Genomic DNA, 14,215 nt, shown 5'->3' with positions numbered 1-14,215 from the left:
CAGCTTCCCAAGCTGAATACGCGGGTTCGATTCCCGTCATCGGCTCCACCATCACCGCAACTCGCGAGGCCCCCTGGTCCGGTGATCGACTAGCCGAAGAGAGCGACAGCGGTGCCGGCGATCAGCGGCACACTGAGCAGGACCAGGACGACTCCGTTGATCCATTCGGTGGTCACGCAGAACCGCCAAGAACTCACGGACCTGGGCGTTGGGGACGAAGTATCGCGCGGTGTGGGCGCCGGTCGAGAATCCGTCGATCCCGGCAGACCGCATGAGCATCGCTCCGCGGAAAGCGTGATAGCCGCTCGTCACCACCGCGACCGGTTCGGTCACTCCACGCTCGTCGAGCACACGCCTCGAGTACCGGAGGTTCTCCGCGGTGTCGGTGGATCGGTCCTCGAGTGCGATGGCATCACGATCGACGCCCTTCGAGACGAGGTACTCGGCCATCGCCGCGGCCTCCGACAGCCGCTCGTCGCCACCTCTGCCTCCGGAGCAGATGATCAGCGGGTCCAGGCCGGAAGGCCGGGCCAGATCATAGATCTCGCGACCGCGGTCGAGTCGTGACGCCAGCAGCGGACCGACGCGGGACCCGTCGAGCAGACCGGCACCCAGGACGATGATCGCGCCGACCTTCGCCCGTCGCGCCCGCCACCTGCTCCACCGGCCATACAGCCACGACCAGAGAAGCAGCGAGGCGAACACGAAACCCAGGTAGCCGGCCGGCATCCCCACCGCCAGGAGGAAGTTGAGCAGCGCGTTGCTCGTCGACACGTCGAACCATCCGACCATGATCCCGAGCAGGACAGCGAGCGCGTAACCGGACAGGAGTGCACCCAGGAGCGCCGACAGCAGGTTCGCGGGGCGGCGTCCCTCTCGGCGCAGAAGCGTCACGCCGTTGGCGATCAACGACACCCCGAGAATGAGGATGGCAAGCAGCGCAACGAGTCCGAGGGCCACGATGACCACCGCCGGCGCGAGAACCGAGCCGTCGTCGTCGACGACCCTGTCCACGGCCGCGATCACCGCGGCGAGCATCACGCCCGACAAGCCCGCGGTCAACAGGATGCCGGGGCTCAGACGACGTGGGTCCTGCCATGCAAGCACCGCGCTCGCGATGAGCAGCACTGCAGCAACTATCAGTACGCCCAGCACGAGCTCGATGGTGTCACATGTGTCGCGCAAGTCAGGACATCGGGAACCGAGCCCAGTCGTTCTACTCGATCTCGGCGTGCACGACTCGTTTCTCCCCACCCACTCCCGTACACGATCGAAAAGCGCACGCACGTGCAATCATCGAACGAGTTGGACCGACGCCACAGTCGGTCCCCGTCATCCCAGGACGCACACATGCATCTGCCCGCGATGAGAACTCCGATTCTGGTGCTGAGCATCGGCCTGCTCCTGAGTTGGCTGCTGCCGCCGCCCGCTCATGCGGCGCCCAACCGGGTCGATGCCACTCCGGCTGGACTGACCCTCGATGGACGCCAGTGGTGGCCATCCGGATTCGACGCCTACCAGCTGGCCACCGATTGGTCGGTGAATGCCGGTTGCGGAGCGATGGTTGATCTCGACGACTATTTCGCCGCCTTACCTCCGCATTCGCTCACTCGCTTCAATCTGTTCGCTCAACTGGCCGTGAACAAGTACACCCAGCAATTGGATTTCGGGCCGATGGATGCCGTCTTCGACGCCGCCGCGCGGCACGGTCAGATGGTCTTGCCTGTCCTCGCGGCCGCCGATGGCGCGTGCGAGAGCGGAGTTTTCAAGGAACGAGACTGGTACCGATCCGGCTGGCGAACCGTCGCCGGCGCGGGTGGACTCACGTTCGAGCAGTGGGTCAGGACGGCAGTGGGACGCTGGAAGAGCAGGTCGGCCCTGGCGGGATGGGAATTGGTGGGTGAACCCGAACCGTCCATCTGTGGCGATCAGTCGTGTGGATGGCAGCAGCGGTCGTGCCCGGTCGACGCCGCGCGCGTACTGCGGTCGTTTTTCGGCAGCGCAGGCGCGATGGTCACCCGACTGCACGGCGGGGCGGTGATCTGGTCCGGCTTCACCGGCGGTGGCCAGTGCGGCACCGCCGGGCCCGACTACCAGTACGTCGCCGGCTCCCCGTACGTGGACGTCCTGGACTATCACGACTACGGTGCGGACGGTGTCGCGCTCCCCGGGGATCAGTGGAACGGACTGGCCGAACGTCTACGCCAGGCACGCGTAGTCGGAAAACCCCTCGCGGTGAACGAGATCGGCCAGCATGCCGGCTCATGCGGTTCGACATCCGAGCGCGCCGACGACTTCCGGACCAAGGTCGCCGGTCAGCGGGCGGCCGGGACGGCAACCGCACTCTTCTGGGCATTCGTCCCGGACCCGAGGCACGACCAGTGCACCTACGACATCGGTCCCGGTGACCCGGTGCACGAACTGGTCTCCGAACTGACCAGCCTCGATTGAAGCTCAGCAATTGGGCAGCAGTGCAATACCCGGCCGACGGGCCGACCGGCCGTTAGACTCTGCCGATGTCCAGTCCCCTGGGGATCACCCCCGACGAGTCGCTGCGCAAGGGACTTCAGAGTCGTCACATCAGCATGCTCGCGCTCGGCGGTGCCATCGGCACCGGCTTGTTCGTCGCCTCGGGCGCCACCATCTCCGACGCGGGCCCGGGTGGCGCCATCCTGGCGTATCTGCTGATGGGCTGCATGGTCTTCTTCCTGATGCAGAGCCTCGGCGAGATGTCGGCGTACATCCCGTGCAGCAACCCGTTCGAGGAGTACGGAAAGCGCTTCGTGTCCAAGTCCTTCGGCTTCGCAGCCGGGTGGAACTACTGGCTCAACTGGTCGGTCACCTTGGCCGCCGAGTTGGTGGCCGCCGGGCTGATCATGAAGTACTGGGCACCCGACGTCCCGTCGTGGATCTGGTCGGTCGTGTTCCTGGCGGGTCTGCTGGCGCTGAACCTGTTCGCGGTCAAGGCGTTCGGCGAAGCCGAGTTCTGGTTCGCGGCGATCAAGGTCATCGCGGTGGTCGTCTTCCTCATCGTCGGCGTGCTGCTGATTCTCGGTGTCGTCGGCGACCGTCCGTCGCCGGGCTTCAGCAACTGGACGATCGACGACGCCCCGTTCGTGGACTTCCCGCTCGGCATGCTGTCGGTCTTCCTCATCGCCGGTTTCGCATTCCAGGGCACCGAGATGATCGCGGTCGCCGCCGGCGAGGCGGTCGAACCGAAGACGGCGATTCCGCGCGCCGTGCGCACCGTCTTCGTGCGCATCCTGCTGTTCTACATCGGCACCCTGACCGTCATCGCGTTCCTGATCCCGTACACCGACCCCAATCTGCTGAATGCGTCGGAGGAGAACATCGCGATCGCCCCGTTCACCCTCGTGTTCTCCGACGCGGGGATCGCGGTGGCGGCATCGATGATGAACGCCGTGATCCTGATCGCGATCCTGTCGGCGGGCAATGCGAGCCTGTTCGCGGCAACCCGCGCGTTGTACGGCCTGTCGGTGCAGGGGAACGCCCCACGTGTGTTCGCCTGGGTCACGCGATCAGGAGTGCCACTCCTCGCCGTGGCCGCGACGACGGCCATCGGCGCCCTCTGCTTCCTGGCGAGTCGGGTGGGTGACGGTCGCGCGTATGTCTGGCTGGTCACCGCCTCGTCGGTGGCGGGTTTCATCACGTGGATGGGTATCGCGTGGGCCCACTATCGTTTTCGTCGGGCGTGGCAGGCGCAGGGTCTGGACCTCGGCAGACTCCCCTACAAGGCCTGGCTCTACCCGGCCGGCCCGATCATCGCGTTGCTCATGTGTGTTGCAGTCATCGCGGGGCAGAATCTCCCGGCGATCCGCGACGGATCCGCGGGGAATCTCGAACTCTGGCTCACCGCCTACGGTGCACTGTTCGTGTTCCTCGCTCTGTGGTGGGGCCACAAGGTGATCACGCGCAGCCCGACCGTCGACCTGCTCACCGCCGATCTGTCACCCACATCAGCTGCGTCGGCGCATCGCGATCCGGATCCGGACCTCGTCGGCTGACGATCAGCCGACGAGCTCGGCGACGTGGTTCAACGAGTTACGCAGATGGTCGTCGGCGAACGGCGGGAACTCGATGTACTCCCGGATGTGAGCGGGCACGGCCGACCAGTCGTAAGTCAGGGTGAGCTCGGTGGACGCCTCCCCCACCGGCACCAGGTCGTAACGCCATGTCCAGCCGCCGAATTCGAGCTCCCCGGAGTCGTTGCGCTGCCCTGGTTGCCACGCTATCGTCGACCGCGGTTCGATCACCTCCACCCGGTTCTCCATCAGATAGTCACCATCCGGATGGTTGGAGTGGTACATGTTCATCCGGAAGACCTGGCCCACCTCCCGCAGCGGCGTCGTGTCGACTGCGTCCCGAACCCAGCCGGTGCCGTCGATGGCCTGGTGTGTGCGGGGGTCGGCGAGCGCCGCGAACACCTCGTCGGGCGTGGCGGAGATCGTGCGGCTGACGGCAACGTTCTCGTGCGTCATGGTGCTGGCCCTTTCGGGTCGGGTCCCCCGGATCGGGGATCGGACACAGAGGTGGACCCGAACCGGCGCCCGAACTCATCGGTGACCTTGTTTCCCACGAGTGCATGCCATCCTCGAATGATGGACCTGCGCCTGTGTCGCGCACGCTTCGCCGCCGCCCGGTCGGTCACGCTCGCCACCGTGTCACCCTCCAACGAGCCGCACCTGGTCCCCGTCGTGTGCGCACTCGACGACGACGTCATCTACACGTGCGTGGATCACAAGCCGAAACGAACCACCGCACTCCGTCGTCTCGCCAACATCGCGGAGAACCCCGCGGTGTCGCTCTTGGCTGACCTGTACTCCGACAGCTGGGATGAACTCTGGTGGGTGCGGGTCGACGGCCGAGCACACGTCGTCGACGCCGTTGAATCCGTCGGCAGTCACGGCATCGACACGCTGGCCGCGAAGTACCCGCAGTATCGACTCCGACGGCCCGATGGACCGGTGATCGTCGTGGAGTCTCTGACGTGGCACAGCTGGTCGGCCACCTCATAGGCACGAGGGCCCATCTCACGGCGACACCGAGGAGGCGATCGTCACCTTCGGTCGTTCTCGGGGAATGCGCCGAACCGGTCGCCTCGTTGCGACGATGGTCAACAACGTCGTCGAACAAGAGGTGCGGTTGTGAAGATCGGGATCATCGGAGCGGGATTCATCGGCGGGACGCTCACGCGTCGTCTGACATCGTTGGGACACGAGGTGCGGGTGGCGAACTCGCGCGACCCGGAGACGCTGGCCGAACTGGCCTCCGAGACCGGCGCCACCGCGGTATGGGCCGCCGACGCCGCGAAGGACGCCGACCTGGTGATCGTCAGCATCCCGCAGAAGAACACCCCCGACCTCGCGCCGGGCATCCTCGACGCCCGCAAGCCCGACGCCCCGGTGATCGAGACCAACAACTACTACCCCCAGCAGCGCGACGGCAAGATCGAGGCGATCGAAAACGGTACCCCCGAGAGCGTCTGGGTGTCGGAACTGCTCGGCGTCCCGGTGTACAAGGTGTTCAACGGGATCTACTGGAAGCACCTGCTGAACAAGGGCGTACCCGCGGGCACAGAGGGCCGTATCGCGCTGCCGATCGCCGGCGACGATACGGCGGGCAAGGAGATCGTGTTCCGCGTGGTCGACGAACTCGGGTTCGACCCGGTCGACGCCGGACCGCTCGCCGAGTCGTGGCGGCAACAGCCGGGAACGCCGGTGTACGGCAAGGATTTCGGCGTCGACGACACCCTCAAGGCGCTCGCCGAGGCGTCGCCGGAACGCACCGCTGAGTGGCGCGCCTGACGCACCCTCCCGAGGGGCGGCACGCCACGGCGTGGGGTCACCGGCGCTTCGGGCGACCGGGCCCCCGACGAGCACTCTTGCCGGGGATCTTCCCGGCCGCCTCGCGTGCCGCCCTCTTCGCCGCCGCCTTCTCCTTCGCCGACCGTTTGGGCGCCTCGTCGGTCCGCCCCCGCGACGACGTCGCCTTGCGGCCGCGCACGATGCCGATGAACTCATCGGCCAATTGAGTTGTGGGAGCAGGCCACAGGAGTCCGACGGACCCGGTCGGGGCGTCGGTGACCGGTCGATACACCAGGTCCTTGCGGTGATGCAGGCGCGCCAGCGACTGCGGCACGAGCAGTACGCCGACGCCGGCCGCAACGAGTTCGACTGCGTCACCGGTGGTATCGGGCCGATGGTCCACCGCCACACCCGGGCGCTCGGAAACGGCCAACGGCTCGTCCAGCGGCCACAGGAACTGCTCGTCGGCCAGATCAGCCAGGGTCATCTCGTCGCCGGCGGTCAGGGCGTGGCCCTTCGGCACCACGACGACCGTCGTCTCCTCGTACAGGTCGATCGTGTGATGTTCCCGCGCATCGCCGGACCGCAGGGCATCGGGCAATCTGGTGATCGCCATGTCGACGCGCCGCTCCCCGACCTCCTCGGCACAGTCCGCGACGTCGACGGCGACGAGTTCCAGCGGGACGTCGGGACGCCGCTCGGCCCAGATCCTGACCCACTTGCTCGGCGTGACCCCCGGAACGTACGCCAGTCGGAAGACAGGGGCCTCGCCCGCTGCGTGAACGTCGGGTGTGGTCACGCCCAAAGGCTACCGCCCGATACCCTCGTCGAATGAGCTCGCAGTCGATGAAGCCGGCCACCGCCGCCAAGAAGCTGGACGTGTACCTGCCGGCCACTCCTGCGGAGTTCCAGCAGGGCCCCATCACCCGGGCCGAACTCGCCGCCCTCCAGACCGACCCGCCGGAATGGCTCCGCACGCTTCGCGCCGACGGCCCGCACCCGAAGAATCTGGTCGCGGCGAAACTCGGCATCTCGAACTCGGGTCTGGTTCGCGGCGGCATCACCGAGGCACTCACGACGGCGCAGATCGACGACCTCCTCGCCGAGATGCCGGATTGGCTGGCCGCCGAACGCGCCACCCAGATCGAGGTCCGTCGCGAGGAGCGGCGCGTCAAGTCGCTGCATGCCGACCGACGACGCGCCCGCGAAGAGGGTGACACGGACCCGGAGAGTTAGTCCTCCGACCGGTCCGCAGCAGCACAACGGTATCCGCCCGACAGCGAATATCGCTTCACTGCAACGTCTCTCGGCTCTCGGCCGCCAGCCCTGTCAGATGCTCCCGGAGCACGCGCTGCGCGCGAGCCGGCGGATCCGTGTCGGCGAGGAGCAGGTGCATCGCCAGACCGTCGACAAGGGCGTGTACCGCGATCGCATGAGAGTCGAGATCGCGGCCGGCGCCGATCAGCCCGTGCTCGCCGAGGACGCCCAGCACCGTCCGACAGAGTGAACGCAAACCGTCGTGGGCCTCACGCGCAGCATCCGCGAGACCGGGATGTGCCACCGACTCGGTCACCATCGCGAGGTTGACGTGCATCTCGACGCGCCGCTCGTCGTCCAGCGGTAGGACCTCGGACAACACGGCTTCGGCCCAGCGGAGCGGATCGCGGATGCGGTCGTGCTCGCGGATGCGGAGCGCCACCCGTTCATAGATCAGGCGCATCGAGAACTCGAGCAGCTCTTCCTTGTCCGCGAACACGTGTCGAAGCGAGCCCACCGAGATGTTCGCCTCGGCCGCCACCTCGCGGACCGATACTCCGGATGCGCCTTCGCGCAACACGATCCGCCACAGGGCCTCGGCTATCTCGGCGCGTCGCCCGTCCCGGTCGATCAACTTGGGCATTGACCCATGCTAGTACACCCGTGCTACCTTGACTTCGAGTTTTGATAGCACGGTTGTGTCAGCAAAAAAGTGGCACAGAACGGAGACACGATGGCGACCCGACACGCGGCGTTGGACGTCCTGCGCGGCATCGCGATTCTGGGCACCCTCGCCACCAACATCTGGATCTTCACCAACCCGGAGGGGTTGATCGGCTACATCCAGGGCGCCTACCGGGCCACCGGCTCCTGGGCGGTGGCCGAGGACCTCCTGCAGCAGCTCGCCCAGGGCAAATTCCTCGGTCTGCTCACGATCATGTTCGGAATCGGGCTGGCCATCCAGCAGCGGTCGGCTGTTCGACGAGGCCGGCCCTGGCCGGGACGGTACTACTGGCGAGCCGCGCTGCTGTTCGTCGACGGCGTGATCAACTACTTCCTCTTCACCGAGTTCGACGTCCTCATGGGATACGCGGTCACCGGCCTCATCGTCGCCTACCTGCTGTCGATGCGACTGCGTCGCCAGTACGTAGCGATCGCGATCGCTGCGTCGACGCACCTGGCGCTGCTGGGGCTGCTGAGCTGGGCCCTTCTCGCCGCGCCCGCCGCATCGAGTCCGGGCGCCGGGCTGTCCCCGAACCCCTACGCAGACGGCAGCTTCGTCGACCTCGTCGCTTTTCGCGCCGAGAACTTCCTGATGTTCCGTGCCGAGGTCCTCTTCATCCTGCCGATGTCGATCGCGCTCTTCCTCATCGGCGCGGCCCTGCTGCGCGCCGGCGTCCTGGAACCGCGCGGCGTCCGGCTTCGGCGACGCCTGATGGCCGTCGGGCTGGGGATCGCCCTACCTCTCGACTTCGCCGTCGGACTGGCCGGTGGCGATGCCGGACTCGTCGTGGGGCGGTACGGGTTGGCGCCGGTCGTCGCACTGGGGTTGCTCGCATGGGTCGCCGGGTACTACGCCGACGGCCGCTCTCCCGGGCGGTGCGGCCGCGCGCTGACACCGGTCGGTCGAATGGCGTTGTCCTGCTACGTGTTACAGAACGCGATCGCGGGTGCCGTCTGTTACGGCTGGGGCCTGGGGCTCGCGCAACATCTCGACGGCTCGACGCTGGTCCCCGCCACGGTGTCCCTGTACCTGGGCATCGCCGTGGTGCTCATGCTGTTCTCCCGCTTCTGGCTCAGCCGGTTCGAGCGGGGCCCTCTCGAATGGCTGTGGCACCGAAGCTACGACCGCATCACCACTTCCGCCGACCGGCGAATGTCACCCGAACGAGTGGACTACCCGCGGTGACGGCTGCTCGACCGCAGGTCAGCGAGCTGACCGGGATGGGTTAGCCATCCCCGCCGCGGGGTACCCGACGCGCACCATCATCCGACCGAGGAGTGAGTCGTGGACACCGCCATCTGGATCATCATCGCCGTCGTCGTCGTGATCGTCATTCTTGCGCTCGTGTTGCTGCTTCTTCGTCAGCGAAAGGCACGCCGACGGGTTCAAGCCGAGGAGATCAGGCAGAACGCCACGCAACAGGTCTCGACCGTCCGCCACCGCGAGGCCGTCGCCGAGGAGGCCGACGCCCGGGCACGGAAAGCGCAGGCCGAAGCCGACGCCAAGGCCGCAGAGGCCAAGCGGCTGCAGGAACAGGCACGCCACCACCAGGGACACGCGGCCGAGTCGCGGCACGAGGTCGAAAGCGAGTTCGCCCGTGCGGACCGTCTCGACCCCGATGTCCGACGGAACGCGGATGGACGGGACACCGAGGGACAGGGCGCCGACGGGCGTGGTGCGGACGGGCGGGACGACCCGAACACCGCAGGCCGGCACGCCGGTCAGCCGTCGAACAACCCGATCGATCCGCGTCACCGCCCGGACGCCGATCCCCGCGGACACCAGACGCCGCCGAACGCCCGCTGACGAGACCCTCTCGCAAGCGACGCCGGCCACACCTGCAGCGCGGTGTGACGGAGCCCGCTCCCAAAAGTGGTACTCAGTCCCGAGTGTTAGTGGGTACCATTTCTCTCGTCATCTGCGCCGGGACCTTCGGGGGCCGGTCTTCCGCAGCACCAGAGGGGTCCACGCATGGCGTCGTTTCTGTTCAAGCTCGGAAGCTTCTGCTTTCGCCACAAATGGTCGGTGATCGCGGCCTGGCTGGCTGCGCTCATCGCGGTCGCCGGACTGGTCGGCGCACTCCAGCCCAAGTTCGCGCAGGACTTCAGCCTTCCCGGCACCGACTCGGGGGTTGCCACCGAACAGGTCGAGCAGTACTTCCCACAGGTCATGGCCCAGCAGGAACAGGCGTCGACGAGCATCCTCGTCGCTGCCGAGGACGGGCTGCAGAACCACACCACGCAGCTGAACGAACTCGCCGCGGCCCTCCGCGGACTCCCCGACGTGATCGAGCCGCAGACTGTCGTCAACCCGCTGACGGTTGCGGCCGCTGAACCAGCACTCGCAGCGCAGGTCGTCGGCGACAACGGTCGGGTCGGCCTCTTCCAGGTTCGCCAGGACATCCCGATCCTCGACCTCACCGTCGAGAACAAGGAAGAACTCGTCTCGATCCTGGACGAGTTCTCCGTCGACGGTCTGCAGGTGGAGGCAACCGGGTCGCTGATGCAGGTGATGGAAGCCGGCGGCACGGCCGAACTGCTCGGTTTCGCCGTCGCCTTCGTCGTGATGATCGTGGCGTTCGGAGCTCTCATCGCCGCCTTCATACCTCTCGTCACCGCGATCGTCAGTGTCGGCATCACCATCCTGCTGCTCACGCTGTCGGCCGAGGCTCTGTCGATCAACGAGTCCGCCACCGCCATCGTCACGATGCTCGGCATCGCCGTCTCCATCGACTACGCGCTGTTCATCGTGTCCCGGTACCGCGCGGAACTACTCCGCGGCGGCGCGCCATCAGACGCCATCGGCCGAGCCGTCGGCACAGCCGGGTCGGCGGTGGTTTTCGCCGGCCTCACCGTGATCGTGGCGGTGGTGGCCCTCATGGTGATCGGCATCCCGATCATCACTCAGATGGGCGCGGGTGCCGGCGTCGCCGTGTTCATCGCGGTGCTGGCTGCTCTGACCCTCATCCCCGCCATTCTCGGCGCGTTCGGGCGATTCGCCTTCCTACCTCGAATCCCCTGGATCAAGCACGCCGTGGAATCCGAGGACGACACTATGGGCGTCAAGGTCGGGCGCACCGTCGTCAAGTGGCCCATCCCGTTCATCGTGATCGGCCTGCTGGCGCTCGCGGCCGCGGCCATCCCGGCAACCAAGCTGGAACTCGGTCTGTCGCTGTCCAGCGAAGCCGAAGCACCCGCGCAGGAACTGCTGAGCCGCGGTTTCGGTGAGGGCATCAACGGCCCATTGCTCGTCGTCGTGCACGACGAGGACGGCGCGATCAACGCCCCGGCCGAGGAGACCGTGCGGCACATCGCAACCCTGAGTGATGTCGCCAACCCCGAGGGGCTCACCTGGACGGGCAACCGAGCAGGCGACACCGCGCTCATCATGGTCACCCCGGAGAGCGCGCCGTCGTCAGCCGCCACACACGACCTCATGGAGCAGATCCGCGCCTTTGCACCAACGGTCGAGAACCGTGGCGCGGAACTCCACGTCGGCGGTCAGACAGCCATCATGTCCGATCTCTCCCAGAAACTCGACGATGCACTCATCCCCTACCTGGTCGTGGTCGTCGGTCTCGCATTCCTGATCATGATCGGCGTCTTCCGGTCGCTCTGGGTCCCGCTCATCGGCACCCTCGGATTCGTCTTCTCGGTCCTGGCGACCTTCGGCGTCACCGTGGCGATCTTCCAGGAGGGCTGGCTGGGATTGATCACCCACACGCAGCCGATCATCTCCTTCCTACCGATCTTCCTCATCGGCGTGGTGTTCGGGCTCGCGATGGACTACCAGGTGTTCCTGGTGACCCGAATGCGCGAGGAGTTCATGCACGGCTTGTCGGCCAAGGAGGCGATCGTCGCCGGTTACCGGCACGGAGCCCGGGTGGTCACGTCGGCGGCGATCATCATGATCAGCGTCTTCGCGGCGTTCATGCTCTCCCCGGAGACGACCGCCAAGATGATGGGTTTCGCGCTGGCCGCGGCAGTGTTCTTCGACGCCTTCGTGATCCGCATGCTGGTCGTACCCGCGGCGATCGCGTTGCTCGGCGACCGGGCCTGGGGCCTCCCGCGCTGGCTCGACCGCTTCGTGATCAACTTCGACATCGAGGGCGAAGCAGTCCGCCATCGTGGGCTCGAGGAACCGGACGACACCAGGTCCCCGGTCCCGGCGAGTTGATAAGCCGCACAATCCTTCTGACAAGAAGTGAGCACGTATGGGCAACTGCCTGACTGTGCACGCCGGCTCCGACGCCCCGGAACCCGCACCGGGGCGTCGGATGGGCCTGCGTGAACAGAACAAACTGCGCACCCGCAACGCCATCCGGCAGGCGGCGATCACCCTGATCGCCGAGCAGGGGTACGCCAAGACCACCGTCGAGCAGATCGCCGAGGCCGCCGGCGTCTCACACACGACGTTCTTCCGCTACTTCCCGTCGAAGGAACAGGTGGTCGTCGGAGACGAGCACCTGCATGCCGAGGCGCACGCGATCGTCGAGTCCATGCCGCCCGGCCTCAGCCACTTCGATCTCATCCGGCGCCTGATGACCGAGCTGCACCGCCTGACGGTCGACGACCCCTGGGTCGGCAATCCGCTCCGCATGCAACTGATCCGCACCGAGCCGTTGCTGCAGAAGACCTTTCAGGTCGAGTCCGAGCGCATGATCTCGGACATGACCCAGCTCATCGCCGACTACTTACGGATCGCGCCCGACGACTTCCGGCTCAAGGTGTTCCTCGACGCGGTGGCCGGGGTGACCTTCCATCTGGCCACCGAGTTCGACGACAACCGGGAGATGCCCCAGCTCGAGACGACCCTGCGCGCGCTCGATCTGCTCGAGCAGGGGTTGCCGGTCGGGTCGACGCACCCGTCTGACCGTTCGTCCCGCGAACATTCCCTCTAGGATTCAGAGCGTGATCTCGGACAGCGTGGCCCGACCGCGAACGACAACCCGGCTTGCCTCGTCGCTCATCGCGCTCGCGGCGTCGGTCGCCGTCGCCCTCTCGCTCGCGGCATCGGCCCAGGCCGCGCCGGCCAAGCCGACCCCGACGCCCTTCCCGGTGACCGACATCGCGCGGCTCTACGCCTCGGACATCTCGTCGTATCCGGGCGGCGTGTACCTGCAACCGGTCGAGACCTTCACCGCCCTGCGCCGCGATCACCCCGAGGTGATGGCCCGCAATCTCGAGACGGCGGTCGCGATCAACCAGTCGGCGGCCGGCAACCCGGGACTGCAGCGCCGAGCGCTCGCCGACGCACACGACGATCCGCTCTGGACGATGTCCGATGCCTTCGGCGACCGGCTCGGACGGGATTTCCGGAACGCCCTCGCCGCCGATCGCCTCCCGAAGACCACGGCCCTCTTCAGCGACTACCTCGCCCGCGCCGGTGGGCTCGCGAACGCGACGCTCGTCGAGAAGTACGTGTTCGGGTACGAGCGGCCGTTCATCGTCGCACCCGAGCGGATCCGCAAGTACATGCGCGCCGGAGCCAGCGAATACGACGCGCTGGTCAGCAACCCGTCCTTCCCGTCCGGCCACACCAGCCTGTTCTTCTGGCGGGGCACCCTGTTCGCGTCGATGCTCCCGGAACTCGCGCCGCAGTTCCTCGCCCGTGCCTCGGAGGGTGGATATCACCGCATCGTGCTGGGCGTGCACTACCCGCTCGACGTGATCGGTGGAGCGATCGTCGGGCAGGCCGCCGCCGCCGATCGCTGGAACGACCCGCAGTTCCGCCGGCTCCTCGCCGCGTCTGCCACCGAGATCCGCAAGGAACTCGAATGGCGTTGCGGCGCAGCCCTCTCGGTGTGCATCGCGCGTGACACGCCCTACGCCACCGATGCCGCGGCCCAGACGATCTACGCCCAGCGCATGACCTACGGATTCGGACGCGTCTCGTCGCCGACACATCCGATGGTGGTGCCCCGACAGGCCGTCGAACTGATCGCCGGGGCGTACCCGCGACTGACCGACGAGCAGCGGCGTCAGGTCCTGGAACAGACCGCGTCGCCCGCGGGATATCCGCTCGACGACCAGCGTCCCGGCCGCGCCTCCTGGCAGCGCCTGGACCTCGTCCGTGCTTACACCGCCGACGTCACGGTCGGCCGCGACGGTCGGGTGACCGTCCACTGAGGACCGCCCTGACCTGCTGGTAACTGAATCGTTTGTCCCACTGCCCGTTGCGAACTCGTTCGTGACGGGCAGTGTCGTGCCATGTGGTCCACTGTGTGTCCAGTTTCGCCGAACAGCTTGACACCGGCGTAAGGGTATGGCTACTTTTCGAGTGGCCCACATCACATCCGACGTGGACTCACCGCCTTGACCAGGGCGGACGGTGCCGGAATCGCGGACCCAGACACAGCGCTGGGTCGATGAACTCAATCCTTCTAAGCCCCGCCGGGGCGATGTCGCCG

Annotated in this window: 14 protein-coding genes; 10 read left to right on the top strand and 4 right to left on the bottom strand. The window is 66.9% G+C overall.

Annotation, left to right across the window (positions count from 1 at the left end; genetic code table 11):
- Nucleotides 1-51: 51 nt before the first annotated feature.
- Complete coding sequence (locus tag Q9R39_RS11415) at nucleotides 52-1,185, bottom strand: YdcF family protein (RefSeq protein WP_311277515.1); 1,134 nt, start codon at nucleotides 1,183-1,185, stop codon at nucleotides 52-54.
- Between the two features lie 165 nt (nucleotides 1,186-1,350).
- Here Q9R39_RS11415 and Q9R39_RS11410 point away from each other — a divergent pair, with 165 nt between their 5' ends.
- Together Q9R39_RS11410 and Q9R39_RS11405 are read left to right on the top strand one after the other, a co-directional pair.
- Nucleotides 1,351-2,451: a beta-mannosidase gene (locus Q9R39_RS11410; RefSeq protein ID WP_068970933.1), complete on the top strand. Its 1,101-nt coding sequence runs from the start codon at nucleotides 1,351-1,353 to the stop codon at nucleotides 2,449-2,451.
- A gap of 65 nt (nucleotides 2,452-2,516) precedes the next feature.
- Complete coding sequence (locus Q9R39_RS11405; protein WP_165629501.1) at nucleotides 2,517-4,025, top strand: amino acid permease; 1,509 nt, start codon at nucleotides 2,517-2,519, stop codon at nucleotides 4,023-4,025.
- A gap of 3 nt (nucleotides 4,026-4,028) precedes the next feature.
- On the opposite strand, the gene Q9R39_RS11400 is transcribed toward Q9R39_RS11405, so the two are convergent.
- Nucleotides 4,029-4,499, bottom strand: a complete 471-nt coding sequence (locus Q9R39_RS11400; RefSeq protein WP_311277514.1) for an SRPBCC domain-containing protein — start codon at nucleotides 4,497-4,499, stop codon at nucleotides 4,029-4,031.
- Between the two features lie 120 nt (nucleotides 4,500-4,619).
- Here Q9R39_RS11400 and Q9R39_RS11395 point away from each other — a divergent pair, with 120 nt between their 5' ends.
- Together Q9R39_RS11395 and Q9R39_RS11390 are read left to right on the top strand one after the other, a co-directional pair.
- A complete protein-coding gene (locus tag Q9R39_RS11395) occupies nucleotides 4,620-5,036 on the top strand; it encodes a TIGR03668 family PPOX class F420-dependent oxidoreductase (protein ID WP_396275661.1) in 417 nt (138 codons plus the stop codon).
- A 129-nt stretch (nucleotides 5,037-5,165) separates the two neighbouring features.
- A complete protein-coding gene (locus Q9R39_RS11390) occupies nucleotides 5,166-5,825 on the top strand; it encodes an NADPH-dependent F420 reductase (RefSeq protein WP_058249628.1) in 660 nt (219 codons plus the stop codon).
- 37 nt (nucleotides 5,826-5,862) lie between these two features.
- On the opposite strand, the gene Q9R39_RS11385 is transcribed toward Q9R39_RS11390, so the two are convergent.
- On the bottom strand, nucleotides 5,863-6,630 hold the full coding sequence (locus Q9R39_RS11385; protein WP_396275658.1) for a LysR family transcriptional regulator substrate-binding protein: 768 nt from the start codon (nucleotides 6,628-6,630) through the stop codon (nucleotides 5,863-5,865).
- A 41-nt stretch (nucleotides 6,631-6,671) separates the two neighbouring features.
- On the opposite strand from Q9R39_RS11385, the gene Q9R39_RS11380 reads away from it, so the two are divergent.
- Nucleotides 6,672-7,061, top strand: a complete 390-nt coding sequence (locus Q9R39_RS11380; protein WP_058249924.1) for a DUF5997 family protein — start codon at nucleotides 6,672-6,674, stop codon at nucleotides 7,059-7,061.
- Nucleotides 7,062-7,116: 55 nt separating this feature from the next.
- On the opposite strand, the gene Q9R39_RS11375 is transcribed toward Q9R39_RS11380, so the two are convergent.
- Complete coding sequence (locus Q9R39_RS11375) at nucleotides 7,117-7,725, bottom strand: TetR/AcrR family transcriptional regulator (protein WP_058249626.1); 609 nt, start codon at nucleotides 7,723-7,725, stop codon at nucleotides 7,117-7,119.
- A gap of 90 nt (nucleotides 7,726-7,815) precedes the next feature.
- Between Q9R39_RS11375 and Q9R39_RS11370 the strand changes: the two genes are divergently transcribed.
- From Q9R39_RS11370 to Q9R39_RS11350, 5 genes are all read left to right on the top strand, one after another.
- On the top strand, nucleotides 7,816-8,991 hold the full coding sequence (locus Q9R39_RS11370) for a DUF418 domain-containing protein (protein WP_058249923.1): 1,176 nt from the start codon (nucleotides 7,816-7,818) through the stop codon (nucleotides 8,989-8,991).
- 99 nt (nucleotides 8,992-9,090) lie between these two features.
- The gene (locus Q9R39_RS11365) at nucleotides 9,091-9,612 is read left to right on the top strand and encodes a hypothetical protein (protein WP_058249625.1); all 522 of its coding nucleotides are present in this window, start codon (nucleotides 9,091-9,093) and stop codon (nucleotides 9,610-9,612) included.
- Between the two features lie 165 nt (nucleotides 9,613-9,777).
- Nucleotides 9,778-11,982 carry an MMPL family transporter gene (locus Q9R39_RS11360; RefSeq protein WP_058249624.1) on the top strand — a complete coding sequence of 735 codons (2,205 nt, stop codon included), beginning with the start codon at nucleotides 9,778-9,780 and terminating at the stop codon, nucleotides 11,980-11,982.
- Nucleotides 11,983-12,019: 37 nt separating this feature from the next.
- Nucleotides 12,020-12,706, top strand: coding sequence for a TetR family transcriptional regulator (locus Q9R39_RS11355; protein WP_058249623.1), 687 nt, complete (start codon nucleotides 12,020-12,022; stop codon nucleotides 12,704-12,706).
- 10 nt (nucleotides 12,707-12,716) lie between these two features.
- The gene (locus tag Q9R39_RS11350; RefSeq protein WP_175404241.1) at nucleotides 12,717-13,934 is read left to right on the top strand and encodes a phosphatase PAP2 family protein; all 1,218 of its coding nucleotides are present in this window, start codon (nucleotides 12,717-12,719) and stop codon (nucleotides 13,932-13,934) included.
- The last annotated feature ends 281 nt before the right edge of the window (nucleotides 13,935-14,215 follow it).

Origin of the sequence: Gordonia sp. AC31 (assembly GCF_031844505.1) — a bacterium.
Taxonomy (GTDB): domain Bacteria; phylum Actinomycetota; class Actinomycetes; order Mycobacteriales; family Mycobacteriaceae; genus Gordonia; species Gordonia hongkongensis.
The sequence above is the reverse complement of the archived record's forward strand: the minus strand, read 5'-3'. Positions and strand labels throughout refer to the sequence as shown.

Bases quoted from the DNA above. Each gene is read 5' to 3' on its own strand.
- Q9R39_RS11380 (WP_058249924.1), top strand. From the start codon at position 6,672: ATGAAGCCGGCCACCGCCGCCAAGAAGCTGGACGTGTACCTGCCGGCC.
- Q9R39_RS11370 (WP_058249923.1), top strand. From the start codon at position 7,816: ATGGCGACCCGACACGCGGCGTTGGACGTCCTGCGCGGCATCGCGATT.
- Q9R39_RS11410 (WP_068970933.1), top strand. From the start codon at position 1,351: ATGCATCTGCCCGCGATGAGAACTCCGATTCTGGTGCTGAGCATCGGC.
- Q9R39_RS11360 (WP_058249624.1), top strand. From the start codon at position 9,778: ATGGCGTCGTTTCTGTTCAAGCTCGGAAGCTTCTGCTTTCGCCACAAA.
- Q9R39_RS11355 (WP_058249623.1), top strand. From the start codon at position 12,020: ATGGGCAACTGCCTGACTGTGCACGCCGGCTCCGACGCCCCGGAACCC.
- Q9R39_RS11375 (WP_058249626.1), bottom strand. From the start codon at position 7,725: ATGCCCAAGTTGATCGACCGGGACGGGCGACGCGCCGAGATAGCCGAG.
- Q9R39_RS11395 (WP_396275661.1), top strand. From the start codon at position 4,620: ATGGACCTGCGCCTGTGTCGCGCACGCTTCGCCGCCGCCCGGTCGGTC.
- Q9R39_RS11405 (WP_165629501.1), top strand. From the start codon at position 2,517: ATGTCCAGTCCCCTGGGGATCACCCCCGACGAGTCGCTGCGCAAGGGA.
- Q9R39_RS11400 (WP_311277514.1), bottom strand. From the start codon at position 4,499: ATGACGCACGAGAACGTTGCCGTCAGCCGCACGATCTCCGCCACGCCC.